Genomic DNA, 20,630 nt, shown 5'->3' on the forward strand with positions numbered 1-20,630 from the left:
CTTAGAGTTGTCATAGAACGATGCTTAAGCAGATCTCATCTTTCATCAAGCAGTATCCTCCCGTTTTTCGCGCGTTGCGGCCGGTATTCTATTTCCTTTTTGGCCGGTGGAATGCGTTGGTCTCAGAGCTTGTGATCCGTCGCGCACAGTTCGCGCAGGCTCGAATCCCGAAGATGTCGGCTGCGGGTGATGCTACGTCGCGAAATAGGCAGATCGGCAGATCTGCCTCTGGTCGCGAAGTGGTGATGCTTGTCGTCTCCGATCTGCGTGTGGACCCAAGAGTTGAAAGAGAAGCTCGTGCACTCGGCGCCGCCGGATATGACGTGACGGTGATCTGTCCCGAGCCTACGAAGGGGGCAGGGGCAACCTTCAATCTTGATTGGGGACCGCGTGTTCATATTCAGCACGCCGATTGGACGGCAGCGACGTTCATGAGCGAGCAGCCGGGTTACCTTGCGGAACAGCTCTACCTGGAAGCGGTGAAGCGGAAGCCATTTGCGTTCCATGCGCATGATCTCTCCACCGCCTATGCCGCGATGGCGGCCGCGAAGTACCGGGGTGCGCACCTAGTGGTCGACTTCCACGAGTGGTTCTCGGAGAATGTTCATTGGAACACGAAGCAGTCCGCCTGGGCGCCGTATCCGTCCGAGTGGAAGCAGGCGCTTCAGAAGTTGGAAGTTCGTTGTCTTAACGAGGCGTCCGCCACGATCACCGTATGTGACTCGATCGCGGATGCAATGGAGGCCGAGCTCGGCGGCAGCCGTCCCGTCGTGGTCCGCAACATTCCCGATATCGCGGTGACGCCGTCGCGCGAGTATCCGCCGCTGAAGCAGCAGCTGGGGCTGCCGGAATCGACGTTCGTTCTGCTGTGGCAGGGAGGAACTGGCCCGACGCGCCTGATCGAGCCGATTATTGAAGCCCTTGCCCATGCGCCTGATTGTATTTTCGTCATTCGGGGTCCTTCTCTGGATCTGTTTGGCCCCGACTATCTGGCCTTGGCGCAGCGCACGGGCGTGGAGGGCAGGGTCGTGCTTGCTCCGCCGGTGCCGTCGAAGGACGTTGTTGCGGCCGCCCTAGGAGCGGATGCCGGGATCTGGACGTTGCCGGCCCTGTGCCGCAACTTCACCTTTGCGCTCCCCAACAAGATTTTTGAGTACCTGGCTGCCGATCTTCCCGTCCTCGTTGCGCAATACCCCGAGGCGAAGCGTCTTGTCGTCGAAAATGAGGTCGGGTTGACGTTCGATCCCTACGATCCGCGTTCCATCGCGGATTCGATCAACCGCCTGGTCCAGGATAAGCAACTCCGGGCGGCATTCACCGCCAGCACGCGAAAGACCCTCGCAAGGCTGGATGCAAAGTCGGAGTGGCAGAAGGTCGTCTCGCTCTACGACAGCCTTTCTCCAAGAAAGCCGCCGCAACGCGGATCCGCGCAATGAGAGATCGACTGAGATCGCTCGCGCGGCTCGTGTTGCCGCGGAGCGTTCGAAGGTGGATGCTCACAACCTGGTCGATTGCGAGATCGCCGGGTCGGGGGACAATAGTCCGCCACAAATTGCGGGCGCTGCCGAGAAGGCTTCTCAGCCTGGTCGCTGCGGCACTGTCGATTGTCATTCTAAAACTCGCGATTTGCATCGCTCCGGTACTTGGAGCCGTGCGGTTGCGGCGCGGGCAGCCCAGGAGCTTGTGGGGCGTAACGCCGATCCTGACCCTGCAGCTTAAATCTAGGGCAGATCGCGTGCTTGGCTTTCGATCGACCTCTCTTGTCTACGTAACCTATGTCGTAACGTCGCGCTTCGATCTGAATCTCCAACGGCCTTACATTCTGGCGCTGAAATTTGGCCTGGGGCTGGCGCTCCAGCGTGTGGTGCTCGCATGGGCCCTGGTTCGGTATGACGTGTTTCATTTCTTCGCCGACCGCGGGTTGCTCGATTCGACGGAGCGCTTGCAGATCAATTCCGAGGAGCTTGCCGCCCTGCGGCGGGCCGGCAAGCGGGTCTATATCTATGCGTATGGTGCCGATGTCCGGACCAGGCTTGCGACCCTGGCCCTCGGCAAATGGAATTTCTGCGTCGACTGCACGGAACCGCCCAAATATTGCACGTGTCACGACGCAGACGCTCAACACTACGTTTCCGAATTGACCAAGAGTGTAACGGCCCTGGTCTCGCTCGGCGACATGCTGGCCTACATGCCTGGGGCAAGACATATCAATTACTGGCCGTTGGATCTGGATCGGTTCAATGCAGTTCTCCCGGATACGCCGCCATCCGGTCCGCTTCGCATCGCTCACGCGCCTAATCACACGCACTTCAAGGGCTCGAAATACCTGGAGCGGACGATCGACAGGCTGAAGGTGCAGGGACACGACATCGATTACTGCAAGATACAAGGCGTTCCCAACAGTGAGGTCCTCGCGCTTTTCGCCCGATCCGACATCGTGGCGGATCAGTTCATCGGCGGTGCTTACGGCTACACCGCGCTCGAGGCGATGGCGCTTGGCAAGCCGGTCCTGAGCTTCGTGAGAAGTGCGGATCTGGTCGAAGCGCCGGAGGAATGCCCGATCATCAACGCAACGCCGGACGAACTCGAGCAGGCATTGCTGTGGGTCATCCGCAATCGGGATAGCCTTCGCACGATTGGCGAGCAGGGCCGGCGTTATGTCGAGCGATGGCACGGCATATCGGCGATCGCTGCGCGGCTTGGACAGCTTTATCGGGACACGGCAAACTTTCCGCCTGCTGTCATCGATCGCATTCGGTACCAGCAGGAGCAGGAGGAAGCCCGGCGCAACGCCATTCCCCTCGTGAAGAACTGGCAGCATCCATTCCAGATCGCGAGGCCGCCTGCTTCAGAAGGTCTCAACGCGCTTGCCGGGACGGCTCCCTGATGATCGGACTGCAAGGGTGTCTCCGGTGACATCGGTCGACACATCGGGCGCAATCACGCGCTCGCCGCAGCCACAGGGGCTGGATTGGCATCGGCGTTTCCAGGAACAGCATGGGCGAGCGCTGCGCGTACTGCACCTTGGCAACATCGCGAACAATGCGTTCAACAATGCCAGGATCCAGCGCCAGCACGGCATCGACGCCTATGTCATCGCCTACGAAAACTACCACATCATGGCTTCTCCCGAATGGGAGGAGGCGACGTTTGAGGGAGACCTTGGAGATCCATTCTTTCCGGACTGGACCAGGGTCGATCTCGCAGGTTACCAGCGACCGAGATGGTTTGCCTCTGGACCACTGAACTTGTGTTGCTCAATGATTGCCGCTGAGGTTGCCGGGCAGCCGGACCTCGCCGAGGAATTCCGACGGTCGCTAGATCGAGCCCGGCAGTCGGTATGTTCGCAGAGAGCGTCTGCCCGCTTGATCCGTCTTGGCCAGAAAATACGACGGAGGATTCGTCGATCCCCCGCAATGGCGCGCGACATCTTCATGCGGCGCGTTCTGGCAAGGGACGACCCGGAGCAGAAGCGGCTTGTTGATGTCTGGCGGCACGGGCGTGCGCCTGGTTCTCCGCCAAGCGCCGCGGACTTTGGCAGCTACCGGGCGCGGCTCGCGCCGCTCTTGAGTCTGCTGGATCGGTTTGACGTGATCCAGGCCTACGCAACCGATGGCGCCTGGCCGCTGCTCGCTCGGCGCCCCTATTTCGGGTATGAGCATGGAACGTTGCGAGCGATCCCGTTTCAGGACGACGGTCTCGGGCGGCTTACCGCCACGGTGTTCCTCGGAGCCGACCACGTGTTCGTCACCAACATCGATTGCGTGCCCGCCGCACGACGGCTTGGCGTGCCGCCGGATCGGATCACGCCGCTTCCGCATGCGTTCGACGATACGAAGCTCGTTGAATTCGGAGCCAGGAACAGCGCGATCGGGCCGCCGGACGACCAGGTCATTGTTTTCCATCCGACCCGACAGGACTGGCGGGACTCGGACCCCAGCCTGGTGAAGGGGAATGACCGGCTGATCCGTGCCTTCGCGCGCGTTGCGCAGCAAGCGCCTGCGCTGCGACTTGCGATGATCGCCTGGGGACGCGACCTTGACGCCTCGCGAGAGCTGATACGGAGCCTGGGTCTCGACGATAAGGTGAAGTGGCTTGCGCCGATGCGCAAGCCGGAGTTGTGGAGGACGTATCTCCGCAGCCACGCTGTGCTGGATCAATTCGTTCTTCCATCCTTCGGTGGAATTACCTTTGAGGCACTGGCGCTTGGCAGGCGCGTGATCACGAACGTGGATTCGGGGACGGCCAAGGAGTTCTTTTCCGAAGCCCCTCCCACCGTGTCGGCATCGACGGAGAGTGAGATCGCCGAGGCGCTTCGCAAGATTGTCGCGGATCGGGACGACCGACATGGACTCGGCGCTGCCGGAGCAGCCTGGATCCAAAAGTATCATTCCGCGGCGAGAATCGTCGAGCTGCAGTTGGCAGCGTATCGACGGCAGATCGAATCCGTTCGGGCCTGAACCGCCATCGTGATGCATGACAGCAACGCGCAGAGATCGTCACATTCGCTCAGCAAGATGAAAATCCTTCACGGCCCCTTCAATATCGGTAATCAGCCCTGGTCACTCTCGCGTGCCGAGCGCCGGCGCGGAAACACGAGCGACCTGGTCATTCGAAGCGGGACCTGGTTTCGATACCCGGCCGACAAGGTTCTGTATGACGACACGGCGACTGACTTTCAGAAAGTGGCCCGCAGTGCGTGGTTCGGGTTGTCCGCGCTGCTGCGCTACGACGTGCTCCACTACTATTTTGGAACAACGTTCCTGTATCCAGGCTATGCGTTCGAGGGCGTAGGCCGAATGGGGCGGCTGCTGAATCGGCTCGTGACGATCGATCTCCAGCTGGCCAAGGGGTTGGGCAAAAAGCGGTTCATGACCTTGCAGGGATGCGACGCAAGGCTTGCGGGCGAGGGCAATCGGCGCAACGCGTGGACCATGTGCGCCAGCGGGCGTTGCTCGGCCTATGAAGCTTGCGTCACGTCGCTGGATGCGCGCCGGTCTCGCTTGATCGATCGCATTCTTCCGCTGTTTGACCGCGTGTTCTATCTCAATCCGGAACTGGGGCACGTCGTTCCGGGCGGGCAGTTCCTGCCTTACGCCAATGTGGAGATCGGTCATTTCTCGCCCGAGTATCCCCGCGCCGAAGGCAAACCGAGAATTGTCCACGCGCCGAGCGATCCAAGTATCAAGGGCACCCAGATGATACTCGATGCGTTGGAGCGTCTGAAGTCCCGGTTCGATTTCGAGCTGATCCTGGTTGAAAAGAAAACCCACGAAGAGGCGATGGCCATTTACAGGTCCGCTGATCTTGCCATTGACCAGGTGCTTGCGGGTTGGTACGGCGGCTTTGCCGTCGAGATGATGGCGATGGGAAAGCCGGTGGTATGCTACGTCAGGGAAAGCGACCTGCAGTTCGTTCCGCCGGCCATGCGGGATGATCTTGCGATCCTGAACGTCGATCCCGGGCGGCTCACGGAAGATCTTGCGGCCATTCTCGAGCGTCGCGCCGAGTGGACAGAGCTGGGGAAGCGGGCTCGTCGCTATGTCGAGCGATGGCATGATCCTGATCATATTGCCGGGGCGATGATCGCAGCCTATCGCAGCCCTGACAGTACGTTTGTGCTGGCGCCGGCGGGCGCCGAGGTCGAGTAGATTCAGATGTGTGGCATTGCTGGCATTCTGCATTTTGGCGCCTGTCCGGACGCGAACGCGCGGATCCGGAGCATGGCGGCCAGTATCGAGCACCGCGGCCCTGATGACAGCGGCTTCCATTTGTCGGCAGACGTCGCATTGGGCTTCCGCCGGCTTGCAATCGTCGACCTGGCCACCGGCAACCAGCCAATGTGCAACGAGGATGCAACCGTATGGGTGGTCTTCAACGGCGAGATCTACAATCACCGCGAGCTGAGAAAAGAGCTCGAGGCCGCCGGGCATGTTTTTGCGACCGACCATTCGGATACCGAGGTTCTGGTTCACGGCTGGGAGCAGTGGAAGGACGGGCTGTTCAACAAGCTGAACGGCATGTTCGCCTGCGCCATCTGGGACGAAAACCAACGTGAGCTGGTGATCGCCCGCGACCGATACGGGATCAAACCGGTCTATGTCGCGGAGTTGCCCGGCAAGGGTCTCGTGTTCGGCTCGGAAGTGCGTGCGCTGTACGCCAGCGGATTGGTGAACAAGCAGTTCGATGCGTCGGCGACGTTGGAGTACTTCACGCTGATGAACAATTGGGGAGGGCGCACGCCATTCCGGGGCGTCCGTCTCCTCAAACCTGGTACGTTCGAACGAATTACGGCGAGTGGGAGTTCGAGCGGCACCTATTGGGCTCCCTCTTACCATCGCAAATACGCGCCTGGTCTGGCGCGGGCTTCGGGCGAATTCGGCGAAATATTGCAGGCGGCGCTGCGCAGGCAGTTGGCTGCGGATGTGCCTGTCATGGCCTATCTGTCGGGCGGTATCGACAGTTCGGCGATCACCGCAGGCGCGCACCAGATCGATCCGGTCGTCCGCGCGTATTCGTGCATCTTCGATCTTGAGAATGTCGGTGTCGACAAGTTCGTTGACGAGCGCGAATTCTCCCGGGAGGTCGCCAAGCAGCTCGACATCGAACGTGTCGAGCTCATGGTGCCGCAGGATGCTTTGGTCCGTCATCTCGATGCGACGGTTGGCGCGATCGAATATCCTCGCATGGGAATGGCCTATGTGAACTATCTGATCGCGCAACGCGTCGCTCAGGACGCCAAGGTCGTGCTGTCGGGGACGGGCGGTGACGAAGTCACCGGAGGATATGTCGGCAGATACGCCATCGTGCCGAGGGCGGCTCCGGCTTCACTGATGCAGCGTGTCATGCAGCGTTTTCGCGCCGCGGCGGGAGATCCGGCGGCCTCGCGGGATCCGTTTGCCCTCTACCGCGCAAGCCTTAACGTGCCGGTATCGGCCGACAAGATCGGCGATGCCTTTACGCCGGAATTTCTACGAGCTGCAGCCGGTTTCGATCCGGTCGCTGCGATCGGAGATGCGATCGGGTCGGTTCCGTCGCGGGATCCCTGGGACGCCGTCATGCACGTCGACATGACCACCTATCTTCCAGGTCTTTTGTCGCTGGAAGACAAGCTGTCCATGGCGCATTCGCTGGAGACCAGGGTGCCGCTTCTGGATAACGAGCTGGTCGACTATCTGCTCGGCGTGGATTGGGGCCTGCTGTCCGACGGCACCACCGGCAAGATCCTGTTTCGCGAAGCCGTCCGGCCGCTGGTCCCCGACGCGATTTACCGGAAACCAAAGATGGGATTTGGTCCTCCGGACGCGTCTTGGTACAGAGGGATTCTGCGCTCATGGATCGAGGAGCAACTCCCGGAATCCCGCATTAGGCAGCGAGGCGTATTCCAACACGAGTTCGTGCGCCGGATTCTGGACGAGCATTTCGAGCAAAAGGCAAACCATGTCGCGCTGATCTGGTGCTTGCTCAGCTTCGAGTCCTGGTGCAAGCAGCATGGTGCCTATGGCGGTGCCCTCCATTAGTTGCAGTTGTAGGAGCTAGATTTATGCGAACCGTTGCGTCTTCACGTCTCCGTCCGAACGGAAGGGAGCTTCAGCTCGAGGCTTTCACGCAACAGGATGGCCAGGTCATCGAAGGCGTGCTTCGGACGCCCGATGCATCGCTGTGGTATCCGATTTTGCACGGGGTTCCCTGCTTCCTGACCGGCCCGATGCAGCCCGACCTGACCGATTTCTGCTCACGCTACGGCTTGCCGAAGCCGGCGACCGCGCAGAGCCGGCCGGAAGCCCATGAGCAGGCCAAGACAAATCAGACCTTCTCGGACAAATGGCGCCGCTTCAAGCAGTATGGGCTGCAACCCGAGCACAAGGAATTCCTGTTCGGCTGGTACTGCAAGAAGCTTGGGCTGCCTGATCTGGACGCCTTGAAGGCCTTCTACCGGTCCAAGCAGCGCGTGCTCGAGGTCGGTCCAGGGTCGGGCTTCAACACAAGATTCATCGCTGAGAACTGCCCGGGCGAGGTGTTCGCGCTCGACGTGTCTGACGCAGCGTTGACGACGTTCGAGAACACCCGCGATCTCGAGAACTGCTCGGTCGTCCAGGCCGACCTGATGGAAGCTCCGTTCCCCGATGACACGTTCGACTTCATCATCGCGGACGGGGTGCTGCATCACACGCCCAATACCAGGGCGGCGGTGGAGGCCCTGTACCGAAAGGTCAGGCCCGGCGGCCAGTTCTTCTTCTACGTCTATCGGAAGATGGGCGCCGTGCGCGTCTTCGCCGACGACCATGTCCGCCAGAATTTCATGCCGCTCTCCGCGGAGGAATGCTACGCGGCGTGCGAAGGGATCACGGAACTGGGCCGAGAGCTATCGCGGCTGAACGCCACGATCACGCTTGAGAAGCCGATTCCGGTGCTCGGGATTCCCGCAGGAACGCACAACGTCCAGCGATTGCTGTACTATAATTTCCTGAAATGCTTCTGGAACGAGGCGTTTGACTATGAAACGAACAACATGGTCAACTTCGACTGGTATCATCCGCACAACGCCTGGCAGCACAGCGATGACGAGGTTGCGGGCTGGATGAAGGAGCTCGGAGTCAAGGACTATGCCTTCAATGACTCCAATCCGAACGGGATTTCAGTCTTGCTGACGAAGCCAACGGTCTGACACGGGCATGCGGATATTATTGACGGGCTCTAGCGGTTTCGTCGGCTCTGCTCTCGGCCCTCGGTTGGTGGCCGAGGGGCATGAGCTCTTCTGCGTCTGCCGGCCGGGCACGTCGGTCGCCTTCGGAACGAAGGTGGCTTGGGATGGCGCGGCTTCGATCGAAGCGTCCAGCTTCCCCAAGACGATCGATGTCGTTGTTCATGCCGCTCAGTCGCGGCGCTACCGCGATTTCCCCGCGGATTCGCGCGAGATGTTCGACGTCAACGTCGCCATGACGATGCGGCTGCTGGATTGGGCGGCTCGAGCGGCGGTCAAGCACTTTTGCCTGCTGTCGTCGGGCGCGGTCTATGAGCCGTTCGCGGCAGCGCTGAGAGAGGATGCTGGCCTGGCACCCCCCGGCTTCCTCGGCGCGAGCAAGTTTGCTTCTGAAGTCGTTGCGAAGCCGTTCTCCAGCATTTTTTCCTTGAGCATTCTGCGGTTGTTCTTTCCGTACGGCCCTAGCCAGCGCGACCGGCTCATTCCGCAGCTGATACGCAGGATCCAGGACGGCGGCGCAATCCAGCTCTCCGGCGGCACGGAGGGGATTCGCCTCGCTCCCACCTATATCGACGACATCGTCGAGGTCATCCTTGCGAGCATTGCGTCGTCCTGGACGGATACGCTCAACGTGGCCGCCTCCGAGACGCTCTCGATCCGGCAGATCTCGAACACGATAGGTCAGCAGCTCGGCGTCGAGCCGAAGTTCGAGATCGTGAACCCGAACACCCCTGCCGTCGATATTGTTCCTGATCTGAGCCGCCTTGCATCTCGTTTGGACTTGCGGCGATTTGTGCAGTTCAAGGAAGGAATTCAAAAGACGATCTCGGCGAGCCCTGTCGACGCACCGGATCATCGTCTGGCTGAATCCCAACACCGTTAGTGAAGTCCATGACGCTGAAGATCCTGACCATAGTTGGTGCCCGGCCGCAGTTCATCAAAGCCGCGGCCGTCAGTCGCGCGATCCGGGAGACCGACGGGCTCTCGGAAGTGATGGTGCATACCGGCCAGCATTTCGATCCGAACATGTCCGACGTCTTCTTCGAGGAGCTCGACATTCCGAGGCCTCGACATCATCTCGATATCAATGGCGGCGGCCATGGCGATATGACGGGACGCATGCTGATGGCGATCGAGCCGATCCTGCTCGAGGAAAAGCCCGACTGGGTCGTCGTCTACGGCGACACCAATTCGACGCTGGCCGGTGCTCTCGCGGCGTCGAAGCTGCACATTCCGGTCGCACACGTCGAGGCGGGGCTCCGATCGTTCAACCGCCGCATGCCGGAGGAGATCAACCGGGTCGTGACGGACCATCTGTCCGCGCTGCAGCTCTGTCCGACGACGACCGCCGTCACCAATCTCGCTGCTGAAGGCGTGACGGCCGGCGTACATCACGTCGGGGACGTGATGTACGATGCGACCCTGTTCGTGACCGACAAGGCAGAGAAGAGCTCGACGATATTGACCAATCTGGGGCTGGCCTCGAAGACATATGCGCTCGCGACGATCCATCGTGCCGAGAACACCGGCGATCGGCAGCAGCTTCTCGCGGTCGTGCAGTTCTTGCAGGATCAGTCGCGCAAGTTTCCGGTTGTTCTCCCGCTGCATCCGCGCACCCGGCAGGCTGCGCTGGCGATGGGCGTCGATCTGGAGGGCTTGATGGTCATCGATCCGGTGGGCTACCTCGATATGGCGAAGCTTCTGCACAACGCCCTCGAAGTCTATACGGACTCGGGCGGGGTGCAGAAGGAAGCCTATTTCCACCGCGTGCCGTGCATCACGTTGCGTGACGAGACCGAGTGGACGGAGACCATCACGCATGGGTGGAACCGACTCTGGAAGCAGTCGTCGCAGGCCGTTCGGCGCGATATCGACGAGTATGGGACCGGTCGCGCCGCCTACGATGTCGCGCGCCTGCTGAGCTCAGGCGGCCCGCGATAGCCTTGCCGCCGGGAATTTGACCGGGCGATCCGTCTGAAGCTGCCGCCAGCTGTGGCAAGTGACGGTCCCTTTGGTTTCGTGCCGCGGCGGTTGAGGGCGGCCTCCAGGCACGGCTTCGAGGGTTGTGGCTTTGCCGCTATGGCGCTATCAGAGGCTCAGTTAGATGGTTTTCAGGCCGATTATCCGTAACAACCCCGTACGAGTGATGAAATGAATTCCGAACTGATCGCGAAGCTCAACGAGAGAACGGCCAAGATCGGCATCGTCGGTTTGGGCTATGTCGGCCTGCCTCTGATGCTTCGCTATTGCGAGGTCGGCTACAAGGTGATCGGCTTTGATATCGACCAGACCAAGGTCGATGCGCTGCGTGCCGGCCGCTCCTATATCGAGCATATCTCGAGCGCCAGCATCAAGAATGCGACGGAGCTTGGGTTCGAGCCGACGACCGATTTCTCGCGCGCCCGCGAGGTCGATGCGCTGATCCTTTGCGTTCCGACGCCGCTCAACAAGTATCGCGAACCCGATCTCAGCTTCGTGCTGAACACCACGGAGTCGCTGCTGCCGTATCTCCACCCGGGAATGGTGTTGTCGCTCGAAAGCACGACCTATCCCGGTACGACCGAGGAGGAGCTGAAGCCGCGCATCGAAAAGTGCGGCTTCACCGTCGGCAAGGACGTATTTCTCGTCTTCTCGCCGGAGCGCGAAGACCCCGGCAATCAAAACTTCACGACGCGTTCGATCCCGAAAGTCTGCGGTGGCTGCACGCCGGCGTGTCTCGAGGCCGGCATCGCGCTCTATCGTCAGGTGATCGACAAGGTCGTTCCGGTGAGCTCGACGCAGGCCGCCGAGCTGACCAAGCTCCTGGAGAATATCCATCGCTCGGTGAACATCGGTCTCGTCAACGAGATGAAGATGGTTGCCGACAAGATGGGGATCGACATTCACGAGGTGATCCGTGCGGCGGCGACCAAGCCGTTCGGGTTCGTTCCGTACTACCCCGGTCCCGGCATCGGCGGTCACTGCATTCCGATCGACCCGTTCTACCTGACGTGGAAGGCGCGGGAGTATGGCATGCACACGCGCTTCATCGAGCTCGCCGGAGAGATCAATTCCTCGATGCCGGACTACGTGGTGTCGAAGATCTCGCTGGCTCTCAATCAGAGGCATAAGTCGATCAGCGGCAGCTCGATCCTGGTGCTCGGCATCGCCTACAAGAAGAATGTCGACGACGTCCGCGAATCGCCGTCGGTGGCGCTGATGGAGCGGCTTCGTGATCTCGGCGCCAAGGTGTCCTACAGCGATCCGCACGTTCCCTCGTTCCCGAAGATGCGAGCGCATTCGTTCGATCTGTCCAGTGTCGCGCTCACCGAGGACAATCTGCGGCGATTCGATTGCGTCCTGCTTGCGACCGACCACGACAAGTTCGACTATCAACTGCTCGGCGCGCATTCGCCGCTGCTGGTCGATTGTCGCGGAAAATTTCCTCAGCCGGCGGGCAATATCATTCGCGCCTAGGCAGCCTCAGCATTTGGTCGGTGGTCGCTCACTGCGACTGCCGGCGCTGCCGTCTGGTCGAAGGCCGACCGCGGTACGATGTACCAGAGCAGGAAGAGCAGCCCGGTGCCGTTCGTGAGCAGGGCTGTCGAAAGCGGTACGTTGAGGAGAACTTGCGGGAGCAGTCCGGCAGACAGCAGCACGAATTGCGGCGGCAATCCGGACGAGAGGCGATTGCCGAGAGCAATGATCAGGCCGCAGCCCAGTGCGGACACCGGGGCGAGCACGAGGCCGACCGAAGCGATGCCTTCGGTGGCAAACAGCGAAGCGTTGAAAGCACCGAGATCGTAGGACCTGGCCATGACGGCCCATATCGGCTCTTTGTAGGCGCACGCGACCACAAGCTTCACCGCGTTGATCTGGCAGAAATGGGTCAGCGGATGTGCTGAGAAATAGTTGTTGTAGATCTCGAGGGCGAGCGACGGAATCGCAACCATCCTAGTGTTGACTGTGCCGAAGTAAACCAGTCCCGGATTGAGTGGGAACAGATCGGTTTTGACCAGCACGAACAGGATCATGCCAATCAGGACGGGCAGGAAGAACGACAGGATCGTTGCGACCCTGGCCTCGGCCAGCTTGCAGACGAGCGCCAGAAACAGCAGCCAGACCGGCGCAAACAGCGCCATCTTGGTCAGCATGATTGGATAGAACAGAAGCATCAGAACGAGCGCGATCCCTGCTTGCCAGAACCGCTTGCTGGTGACGAAGCAGGCGAAGGCGAGCGGCAACAGGGCGTTTGAGACGATCCAGACCGCATATCGCAGGACGCCTGGCAACGCCAACTCCGCGCGATATTTGTACATCTCGTTGAGATCGACCAGCTTGAGGTTGTAGAGGGCGCCGATGCCGATGATCGCGGCTGAGGCGATCAGGATGACGGAAGGCATCATGTAGAAGGCGCGGGCCGGCATGACGAAGACCTGCCGCATTGGCGAGGTGATAAACAGCGTGGGGACAAGGAAGGCGAACGCCGACAGCACGATCGAGATGAGCGCCAGGCGGTGATCGTAGTCGAGCAGCGAGAATTCGATCAGCCAGAGATATCCCAGCACCATGATGTAGAAGTAGAAGCCGACGAGATAGCCGAAGCTGAAGCGGCTGATCGCGAACAGGATGACGACTGGACTGAACACCAGAACGTTCAGGATCGCAGATGTCAGGTGCGTTTTGTCGAAGCCGATGACGCCCGCAAACGAATCCGTGATCGTGATGCAGTACAGCGAAATGCAGCAAATCGCGACATGGGCATAGGCCAACAGGGCAAGTTTGGCTTGGCCCCAGCCCAAATCCGGCTCCAGCTGCATGACGCGATGGTTCATTCTCATTTGCCGCCGTACGGGCCCTGCGTTTGGATTGTCTCGTTGGTGATCGTATTCGGGTAGGCTGGGCCCGAATAATCGCCACACGATGGTGCCTCCTAGGCCCAACGACATGGCACGGCGCCGGTAGGACGACAAGGATGGGCTGGTGCTTCATGTCGCTTTTCCTGCCCGGTGATGCAGGGGCGGCGTTGCCGTGAGCAACAAATCCGCCGCGGGCGGTGCCGTTCGATCGGGGCAAGGCCTTGCCTTATCCCGAGTTTTCTGGGTAATGGACGCTATGCTGCGGCTCGCAAGGCCGCTTGTTCCCTCGGCTCTTCGGCTGGCTGCAATGGCTGGTCACGAGACAAGACAGGGCCTGTTGCATGATCAGATTTGGCCTGCTCGGGTGCGGGCGTATTGCCAAGCGTCATTCCGATCTCCTGGGTGGCAATCACATCGCGGGAGCGGGCCTAGTTGCAGTCTGCGATCCGCTTCGTGCGCGTGCCGATGCGATTGCCGGGAAGTTCGGCGTTCCCGCCCATTACGACATGGACGAGTTCCTGGCGCGCAAGGATATCGACGCCGTTGCTGTGCTGACGCCGAGCGGGCTGCATCCCGCGCATGTGATCGCCTGCGCCAGGGCGGGCAAGCATGTCGTGGTCGAGAAGCCGATGGCGCTGCGGTTGCAGGATGCCGACGACATGATCCGGGCCTGCGACGAGGCCGGCATCAAGATGTTCATCGTCAAGCAGAACCGCTTCAACGTGCCGGTGGTCAAGGCACGCGAGGCGCTCGATGCTGGCCGCTTCGGCAAGCTCATCCTGGGGACGGTCCGGGTGCGCTGGTGCCGCGACCAGGCCTATTACGATCAGGATGAGTGGCGCGGCACCTGGGCCTATGACGGCGGCGTGCTGACCAACCAGGCGAGCCACCATGTCGATATGCTGGAGTGGTTCTTCGGCGACGTCGTGAGCGTGCACGCGCGCGCGACGACGGCGCTGGCCAAGATCGAAACCGAGGACACCGCCGTCGCGACGCTGAAGTTCCGCAACGGCGCGCTCGGGATCATCGAGGCCACCACGGCGGCGCGCCCGACCGATCTCGAAGGCTCGCTGTCGATCCTGGGCGAAAAGGGCACGGTCGAGATTTCCGGTTTCGCGGTCAACCAGATCCGGCACTGGCGCTTCGTCAACGAGCTGCCGTCGGACAAGGACGTCGTGGAGAAGTTCTCGGTCAATCCGCCCAATGTCTACGGCTTCGGCCATCAGGCCTACTATCATCACGTGGTCGATTGCCTGGAGAACCAGCGCGCGGCGCTGGTCGACGGGCTCGAGGGCCGCAAGAGCCTGGAGCTGATCTCGGCCCTCTATGAGTCGATCGAGACCGGAGAGGAAGTTGCGCTGCGCTTCACGCCGCGGCTGAGCCGACTGGGTGTCGTTTCGTGAATCGGCCGGAAGTGCATCAGGCCGGCGTGCGCGATGTCGCGTTCGGCGAACGCGTCAAGATCGTCGAGCCCTGCAATCTCTATGGCTGCACGCTCGGTGACGACTGCTTCATCGGGCCTTTCACCGAAATCCAGAAGGGCGTGGTGGTCGGAGCGCGCACCCGCGTGCAATCGCATGCCTTCGTCTGCGAGCTGGTCACCATCGGCGAGGATTGTTTCGTCGGACACGGCGTGATGTTCGTCAACGACACGTTCTCCACCGGCGGCCCGGCGCGCGGCCGCAAGGAGCTGTGGCGCGAGACTGTCATCGGCAACCGGGTGTCGATCGGCTCCAACGCCACGATCATGCCGGTCAGGATCACTGATGACGTTGTCATCGGCGCAGGGTCTGTCGTGACCAAGGACATCACGATATCAGGCACCTATGCCGGCAATCCGGCGCGCCGGCTGCTGGCGAGGCCAATAGGGCAATAGGGGAATATCGATGCCGGTGCCGTTTGCCGACCTGCAGCTGCAATACCAGTCCATCAAGGGCGAGATCGATGCCGCGATCGCCGGCGTGATCCGCGACAACGCCTTCATCCGCGGCAGCTATGTCGACGCCTTCGAGCGCGAATTCGCCGCGGCCGCGGAGGTCGCTCATTGCGTATCCTGCGCCAACGGCACCGACGCGCTTTACCTCGCCATGCGCGCGCTGAAGGTGAAGCCGGGCGACGAGGTGATCACGACGGCGCATTCCTGGATCTCGACTGCGGCGATGATCACCCATTCCGGCGCCACCGTCGTGTTCTGCGACACCGACGACGCGACGTTCACGATCGATCCGGCTGCGATCGAGGCCGCGATCACGCCGCGCACGGTCGGCATCATCCCGGTGCATCTGTACGGCCAGCCTGCAGACATGGACGCCATCATGGCGATCGCGCAGAAGCACAAGCTCTGGGTGATCGAGGACTGCGCCCAGGCCCATCTCGCGCGCTACAAGGGCCGCATGGTCGGCACGTTCGGCGAAGCCGCGACCTATTCATTCTATCCCGGCAAGAATCTCGGCGCGATGGGCGATGCCGGCGCGGTCGTCACCAACGATGCGGCACTCGCCGAGCAGATGGCGATGGTGGCGCGCCATGGCGGGCTGGTGAAGCACCAGCATCACATCGAGGGCGTCAACAGCCGGCTCGACGGCATGCAGGCTGCGATCCTCTCGGCCAAGCTGCCGCATCTCACCGCATGGACCGAAGCCCGGCAGGCCGCAGCCGAGGTCTACGACGCCGGCCTCAACCAGATCGAGGACGTCGTGGTGCCCGAAGTGGCGCCGGCGCGCAGCCACGTCTACCACCTCTACACGATCAGGCATCCGCGCCGCGACGCGCTCGCCGCGCATCTGAACGCCAATGGCGTGCAGACCGCGATCAACTACCCCACCGCGCTGCCATTCCTGCCGGCCTATGCACGGTTCAACCACCGGCCGGAGCAATTTCCCAACGCCCATCGCGATCAGGGCCAGATTCTCTCACTGCCGATCTTCGCCGAGATCACGCGCCAGCAGCAGGATGAGGTGATCGAGCTGGTCCGGAAGTTCTGATCGCGATCGCGGCTTCGCGCCGAGCGTGGGGCTCAGCTTCGCTGCAGCAGCGGCTTCAGGAACGCTTCCAGATTGGGGCCTGAGAACAAGTACGCCTTCAGGCCCGCTGCGCGTGCGGCCTCCAGGTCGGTCGGTTGATCACCGACCAGAAAGCTTCGTTCGACGTCGACCGGAAAGCGCTCCAGCAGATCGGTGATCATGCCCGGCGACGGCTTGCGGCGATGGCTGACCTGCCGATATCGCTCGATGATCCCTTCAGGATGGAACGGGCAATACTCAAAGGCGTCGATATGGGCGCCGATCTTGCCGAGCTCGGTCGCCATCCAGTCGTGGAGCTCTTGGACTTGCGCCTCTTCGTAGAGGCCTCTTGCCACGCCTGACTGGTTGGTCACGACGAACGCAAGATAGCCCATGTCGTTGACGGCCTTCACGGCTTCGCGTGCGCCGTCGATCCAGATCAACCTGTGGCTCTCGAACAGATAGCCGACATCGTGGTTCAAGACGCCGTCCCGATCGAAGAAAACCGCCGGCCGCCGCGGCTCGCTTTCGGAAGCGCTGCTCATGAGGTGATGATCCCGTCTCCACGAGGCATGAGCTAGCTCAATAGTTCACAATGCAGCGCGCGACAATGTGGACTGGACCACGCGGGGTGGACGGCTCATCGCTCGTCCGCAATCACCTTGCCATCGTTCGGCAGCGCGCCGGCGCCGACCAGCTCGACGGCGCCGCCAAGCTTTGTCACGGCACGCAGCGTGGCCGCAACTTCATTGAGCAGGGCATCCGTTGCCGAAGCGCATTCGGCCCTCAACGTCATCGCGTCGGCCTCGCCGACGCGCGTGACCACGAGGCGCAACCGTCCGAGCTCGGGATGGCGCTTGCCGATCTCGGCGATCTGCTCGGGGCGCACGAACATGCCCTTGACCTTGGTGGTCTGGTCGGCGCGGCCCATCCAGCCCTTGATGCGCATGTTGGTGCGTCCACACGGGCTCGCGCCGGGCAGGGCGGCGGTCAGGTCGCCGAGCGCGAGGCGGATCCAGGGATGATGCGGATCGAGCGAGGTCACCGCGATCTCGCCGACGTCACCGGGCGCAACGGGATCGCCGGTGCCGGGCTTGACGATCTCCAGGATCAAATCCTCATTGACCGTCATTCCCTCGCGCGCCGGCGTCTCGAACGCGATCAACCCGAGATCGGCGGTGCCGAAGGCCTGGTAAGCCTCGACGCCGCGCGACTTCATCTCCTCCTGCAGCGATTTCGGAAATGCCGCGCCCGAGACCAGGGCGCGCTTGATCGAGGACACGTCGCGGCCATCAGCTGCGGCGGCGTCGAGCAGGATCTTCAGGAAATCGGGTGTGCCGCTATAGCCGACCGGGCGATAGGCCTCGATCAGCTCGAATTGCTGCTCGGTATTCCCGGGACCAGCCGGGATCACCGCGCAGCCGAGCGCCCGCGCGGAGGCGTCGAAGATGAAGCCGCCGGGGGTAAGGTGATAGCTGAAGGTGTTCAGCACCACGTCCCCCTCGCGGAAGCCGGCCGCAAACAGCGCCCGCGCGCCGCGCCAAGGGTCCGCCTGGCGGCCTTCGGGCTCGAAGATCGGTCCGGGCGAAGTGAAAAGCCGGGCAAACGAGCCGGGCTTGTCGGCCACGAAGCCGCCGAAGGGCGGGGCGGCCTTGTGCAGGGCCGGGAGTTCCGATTTGCGCAGCACCGGCAGCCCCGCCAGCGTGTCGCGGCTGGTGATGGAGGCGGGATCGGTGCCCCTCAGCAGGTTGGCATAGGCGGGCGCCGCCATCGCCCTGCGCAGCACATCCGGCAGCCGGGCGAACAGGGCGGCCTCGCGCTGGGCCGGATCGCGCGTTTCAAGGGCATCGTAATGGTCGGTCATGGCAGGTCCTTGAGAGGATTTGCGCAGGTGGCGTGCCGGTGCGCCCGTGCTATCAGACGATGACCGCTGACATTGGGACGGTTCCAGGGAGCACGATGGCTGAGGCAGAGAGCGTTGCGGCGGACGGGGCCGCCGACGTCGTCGCGAGGTTGAAGCGCCGCATCATCGACCATGCGTTGCCGCTGTGGTCGACGGTCGGCTGGGACGGCACGGCCGGCGGCTTTGTCGACCGGCTGCATCAGGATGGGACAGCCGACCACGCCGCGCCGCGCCGCCTGCTTGTGCAGGCGCGCCAGATCTATTGCTACGCCAAGGCGGCCCAGATGGGCTGGTATCCCGAGGGCCGCGCGATCGCGCTGAAGGGGCTGGACTACCTGCTGGCCAAGGCCAAGGCGCCGGATGGCCGGCCGGGCTTCGTGTTCAGCCTGACGCCGGAAGGCGGTGTGCATAACCCGCTGCGCGACACCTACGGCCATGCCTTCGTGCTGCTCGCGCTGGCGACCGCCTACGGCCTCGACCAGGACGCCCAGATTCGCGCCGAGATCGACGCGCTGCTGTCGTTCCTCGACACCCAGCTGCGCTCGCCTCATGGCGGCTTCCAGGAAGGCCTGCCGCCGTCGATGCCGCGCCGGCAGAACCCGCAGATGCATCTGTTCGAGGCGATGATCGCCTGCTTCGACGCGACGCACGATTTGTCGTTCCAGAACCGCGCCGGCGATTTCTTCGCGCTGTTCCTGGCCAACCTCTACGACAAGCAGACGCACACCCTCGGCGAATATTTCGAGGAGGACTGGTCGAAGATCCCGCCGGTCAGCGTCGAGCCCGGGCACCTCGCGGAATGGGTCTGGCTGCTGAAAGGATTTGAACGGATCACCGGTTGCCCCACCGGGCGTCCGCGCGGTGAGCTGCTGGCCTCTGCGCTGCGCTATCGCGACGCCACCGGCTGCCTGATCGACGAGGGCGACGCCGAGGGCAACATCCGCCGCCACAGCAGGCGGCTGTGGCCGCAGAGCGAGCTTGCGAAGGCCTGGATCGCGCAGGCCGAGTCGGGCGCAGCTGGAGCCGCGGACGAAGCGCGCGCGGCGCTGGTGCTGCTGGAGCGGCACTATCTCAGCCATCCCGTGGCCGGCGGCTGGTACGACCAGTTCGACCGCGACGGAAATTCGCTGATCGCCACGATCCCGGCGTCGTCGTTCTACCATGTGCTCTGCGCGGTCACCGAAGCCGAGCAAGTGCTCGGATAGAACCGTCTTCCTGGTCTGACGCGTCTTCTGCACACGCAACTCCGCCCGAAAACGCCCGATATCCTCACAGCCAGCGCTTGCGCCGCTTGAAGCTCTTCAGGTTCTTGAAGCTTTTGCGCTGGTCGCCGGCGCCGCCGAGGTAGAATTCCTTGACGTCCTCGTTGTCGCGCAGCTCGTCGGCGGAGCCGTCGAGCACCACCTTGCCCTGTTCCATGATGTAGCCGTGGCTCGCGACCGACAGTGCGGCGCGGGCGTTCTGCTCGACCAGCAGGATCGTGACGCCGAGATCGCGGTTGATCTCCTTGATGATCGCGAACACTTCCTTGACCAGCAGCGGCGACAGCCCCATCGACGGCTCGTCCATCAGGATCATCTTCGGGCGCGCCATCAGCGCGCGGCCGATCGCGAGCATCTGCTGCTCGCCGCCGGAGAGATAGCCGGCAAGGCCCGTGCGCTCTTTCAGGCGCGGGAAATATTTGAACACCATGTCGATGTCGGACGAAACCTCGCCGTCGCGCCGGGTGAAGGCGCCGAGCCGCAGATTCTCCAGCGATGTCATGTCGGCGACGATGCGGCGGCCCTCCATCACCTGGAAGATGCCGCGGCGGACGATCTTGTCCGGATCGATGCCGTTGATACGCTGGCCCTCGAACAGGATCTCGCCGCGGGTGACTTCGCCGTCCTCGGTCTTGAGCAGGCCGGAGATCGCCTTCAGCGTGGTCGACTTGCCGGCGCCGTTGGCGCCGAGCAGCGCCACGATCGCGCCCTTCGGCACTTCGAGGCTGAGGCCGCGCAGCACCAGGATCACGTCGTCATAGACGACCTCGATGTTGTTGACGCTGAGCAGTGGCGGCGGCGGGACGGCCGTCGGCACCGGGCGGGTCGTTTCGAGGGTTTCGTTCATGGTCTTGATCACTCTCCACTGTCGTCACCCGCGAAAGCGGGTGACCCAGTATTCCAGAGGCGCCAGCGATCAAT

Annotated in this window: 17 protein-coding genes; 13 read left to right on the top strand and 4 right to left on the bottom strand. The window is 62.3% G+C overall.

Annotated elements, in window-relative coordinates; genetic code table 11:
* Positions 1-20 precede the first annotated feature (20 nt).
* The 9 genes from ACE10Z_RS16740 (at position 21) to ACE10Z_RS16780 (ending at position 12,160) form a co-directional block, all read left to right on the top strand.
* Positions 21-1,436 (top strand): glycosyltransferase family 4 protein, encoded by a 1,416-nt coding sequence (locus tag ACE10Z_RS16740; protein ID WP_375788902.1) that lies wholly within the window; start codon positions 21-23, stop codon positions 1,434-1,436.
* A 56-nt stretch (positions 1,437-1,492) separates the two neighbouring features.
* A complete protein-coding gene (locus tag ACE10Z_RS16745) occupies positions 1,493-2,887 on the top strand; it encodes a glycosyltransferase (protein WP_375788903.1) in 1,395 nt (464 codons plus the stop codon).
* Between the two features lie 25 nt (positions 2,888-2,912).
* Positions 2,913-4,460, top strand: a complete 1,548-nt coding sequence (locus ACE10Z_RS16750; protein ID WP_375788904.1) for a glycosyltransferase family 4 protein — start codon at positions 2,913-2,915, stop codon at positions 4,458-4,460.
* A gap of 12 nt (positions 4,461-4,472) precedes the next feature.
* Positions 4,473-5,651, top strand: coding sequence for a glycosyltransferase (locus tag ACE10Z_RS16755; protein WP_375788905.1), 1,179 nt, complete (start codon positions 4,473-4,475; stop codon positions 5,649-5,651).
* Between the two features lie 6 nt (positions 5,652-5,657).
* Entirely contained in the window at positions 5,658-7,520 is a 1,863-nt protein-coding gene (gene asnB / locus ACE10Z_RS16760; RefSeq protein ID WP_375788906.1) for an asparagine synthase (glutamine-hydrolyzing), read from the top strand.
* 23 nt (positions 7,521-7,543) lie between these two features.
* Positions 7,544-8,668, top strand: a complete 1,125-nt coding sequence (locus ACE10Z_RS16765; RefSeq protein WP_375788907.1) for a class I SAM-dependent methyltransferase — start codon at positions 7,544-7,546, stop codon at positions 8,666-8,668.
* Positions 8,669-8,675: 7 nt separating this feature from the next.
* Complete coding sequence (locus ACE10Z_RS16770) at positions 8,676-9,587, top strand: NAD-dependent epimerase/dehydratase family protein (protein ID WP_375788908.1); 912 nt, start codon at positions 8,676-8,678, stop codon at positions 9,585-9,587.
* 8 nt (positions 9,588-9,595) lie between these two features.
* The gene (gene wecB / locus ACE10Z_RS16775; protein WP_375788909.1) at positions 9,596-10,645 is read left to right on the top strand and encodes a non-hydrolyzing UDP-N-acetylglucosamine 2-epimerase; all 1,050 of its coding nucleotides are present in this window, start codon (positions 9,596-9,598) and stop codon (positions 10,643-10,645) included.
* 210 nt (positions 10,646-10,855) lie between these two features.
* A complete protein-coding gene (locus tag ACE10Z_RS16780; RefSeq protein ID WP_375788910.1) occupies positions 10,856-12,160 on the top strand; it encodes a nucleotide sugar dehydrogenase in 1,305 nt (434 codons plus the stop codon).
* Here the strand turns inward: ACE10Z_RS16780 and ACE10Z_RS16785 are convergent.
* A complete protein-coding gene (locus ACE10Z_RS16785; RefSeq protein WP_375788911.1) occupies positions 12,157-13,518 on the bottom strand; it encodes a hypothetical protein in 1,362 nt (453 codons plus the stop codon). The two genes, ACE10Z_RS16780 and ACE10Z_RS16785, sit on opposite strands and share 4 nt — an antisense overlap.
* A gap of 365 nt (positions 13,519-13,883) precedes the next feature.
* On the opposite strand from ACE10Z_RS16785, the gene ACE10Z_RS16790 reads away from it, so the two are divergent.
* From ACE10Z_RS16790 to ACE10Z_RS16800, 3 genes are read left to right on the top strand one after another with little or no spacing between them, the layout of a single operon-like run.
* Positions 13,884-14,945: a Gfo/Idh/MocA family protein gene (locus ACE10Z_RS16790; RefSeq protein ID WP_375788912.1), complete on the top strand. Its 1,062-nt coding sequence runs from the start codon at positions 13,884-13,886 to the stop codon at positions 14,943-14,945.
* Positions 14,942-15,418 (top strand): acyltransferase, encoded by a 477-nt coding sequence (locus ACE10Z_RS16795; RefSeq protein WP_375788913.1) that lies wholly within the window; start codon positions 14,942-14,944, stop codon positions 15,416-15,418. The genes ACE10Z_RS16790 and ACE10Z_RS16795 overlap by 4 nt, the downstream gene beginning before the upstream one ends.
* Positions 15,419-15,428: 10 nt before the next feature.
* Entirely contained in the window at positions 15,429-16,526 is a 1,098-nt protein-coding gene (locus tag ACE10Z_RS16800; RefSeq protein WP_375788914.1) for a DegT/DnrJ/EryC1/StrS family aminotransferase, read from the top strand.
* A 32-nt stretch (positions 16,527-16,558) separates the two neighbouring features.
* On the opposite strand, the gene ACE10Z_RS16805 is transcribed toward ACE10Z_RS16800, so the two are convergent.
* Complete coding sequence (locus ACE10Z_RS16805; protein ID WP_375788915.1) at positions 16,559-17,089, bottom strand: HAD family hydrolase; 531 nt, start codon at positions 17,087-17,089, stop codon at positions 16,559-16,561.
* 95 nt (positions 17,090-17,184) lie between these two features.
* A complete protein-coding gene (locus ACE10Z_RS16810) occupies positions 17,185-18,408 on the bottom strand; it encodes a phenylacetate--CoA ligase family protein (RefSeq protein ID WP_375788916.1) in 1,224 nt (407 codons plus the stop codon).
* A gap of 95 nt (positions 18,409-18,503) precedes the next feature.
* Between ACE10Z_RS16810 and ACE10Z_RS16815 the strand changes: the two genes are divergently transcribed.
* Positions 18,504-19,652 carry an AGE family epimerase/isomerase gene (locus ACE10Z_RS16815; RefSeq protein ID WP_375788917.1) on the top strand — a complete coding sequence of 383 codons (1,149 nt, stop codon included), beginning with the start codon at positions 18,504-18,506 and terminating at the stop codon, positions 19,650-19,652.
* 64 nt (positions 19,653-19,716) lie between these two features.
* Here the strand turns inward: ACE10Z_RS16815 and ACE10Z_RS16820 are convergent, their stop codons facing one another.
* Positions 19,717-20,556: an ABC transporter ATP-binding protein gene (locus ACE10Z_RS16820; RefSeq protein ID WP_375788918.1), complete on the bottom strand. Its 840-nt coding sequence runs from the start codon at positions 20,554-20,556 to the stop codon at positions 19,717-19,719.
* Positions 20,557-20,630: the final 74 nt, after the last annotated feature.

The sequence above is a fragment of the Bradyrhizobium sp. Pha-3 genome (assembly GCF_042258615.1).
Taxonomy (GTDB): domain Bacteria; phylum Pseudomonadota; class Alphaproteobacteria; order Rhizobiales; family Xanthobacteraceae; genus Bradyrhizobium.

Excerpts from the sequence above, each read along its gene's own strand:
- ACE10Z_RS16740 (WP_375788902.1), top strand. The coding sequence starts at position 21 with ATGCTTAAGCAGATCTCATCTTTCATCAAGCAGTATCCTCCCGTTTTT.
- ACE10Z_RS16745 (WP_375788903.1), top strand. The coding sequence starts at position 1,493 with ATGCTCACAACCTGGTCGATTGCGAGATCGCCGGGTCGGGGGACAATA.
- ACE10Z_RS16755 (WP_375788905.1), top strand. The coding sequence starts at position 4,473 with ATGCATGACAGCAACGCGCAGAGATCGTCACATTCGCTCAGCAAGATG.
- asnB (WP_375788906.1), top strand. The coding sequence starts at position 5,658 with ATGTGTGGCATTGCTGGCATTCTGCATTTTGGCGCCTGTCCGGACGCG.
- ACE10Z_RS16765 (WP_375788907.1), top strand. The coding sequence starts at position 7,544 with ATGCGAACCGTTGCGTCTTCACGTCTCCGTCCGAACGGAAGGGAGCTT.
- ACE10Z_RS16770 (WP_375788908.1), top strand. The coding sequence starts at position 8,676 with ATGCGGATATTATTGACGGGCTCTAGCGGTTTCGTCGGCTCTGCTCTC.
- wecB (WP_375788909.1), top strand. The coding sequence starts at position 9,596 with ATGACGCTGAAGATCCTGACCATAGTTGGTGCCCGGCCGCAGTTCATC.
- ACE10Z_RS16780 (WP_375788910.1), top strand. The coding sequence starts at position 10,856 with ATGAATTCCGAACTGATCGCGAAGCTCAACGAGAGAACGGCCAAGATC.
- ACE10Z_RS16785 (WP_375788911.1), bottom strand. The coding sequence starts at position 13,518 with ATGAACCATCGCGTCATGCAGCTGGAGCCGGATTTGGGCTGGGGCCAA.
- ACE10Z_RS16790 (WP_375788912.1), top strand. The coding sequence starts at position 13,884 with ATGATCAGATTTGGCCTGCTCGGGTGCGGGCGTATTGCCAAGCGTCAT.
- ACE10Z_RS16800 (WP_375788914.1), top strand. The coding sequence starts at position 15,429 with ATGCCGGTGCCGTTTGCCGACCTGCAGCTGCAATACCAGTCCATCAAG.
- ACE10Z_RS16805 (WP_375788915.1), bottom strand. The coding sequence starts at position 17,089 with ATGAGCAGCGCTTCCGAAAGCGAGCCGCGGCGGCCGGCGGTTTTCTTC.
- ACE10Z_RS16810 (WP_375788916.1), bottom strand. The coding sequence starts at position 18,408 with ATGACCGACCATTACGATGCCCTTGAAACGCGCGATCCGGCCCAGCGC.
- ACE10Z_RS16815 (WP_375788917.1), top strand. The coding sequence starts at position 18,504 with ATGGCTGAGGCAGAGAGCGTTGCGGCGGACGGGGCCGCCGACGTCGTC.
- ACE10Z_RS16820 (WP_375788918.1), bottom strand. The coding sequence starts at position 20,556 with ATGAACGAAACCCTCGAAACGACCCGCCCGGTGCCGACGGCCGTCCCG.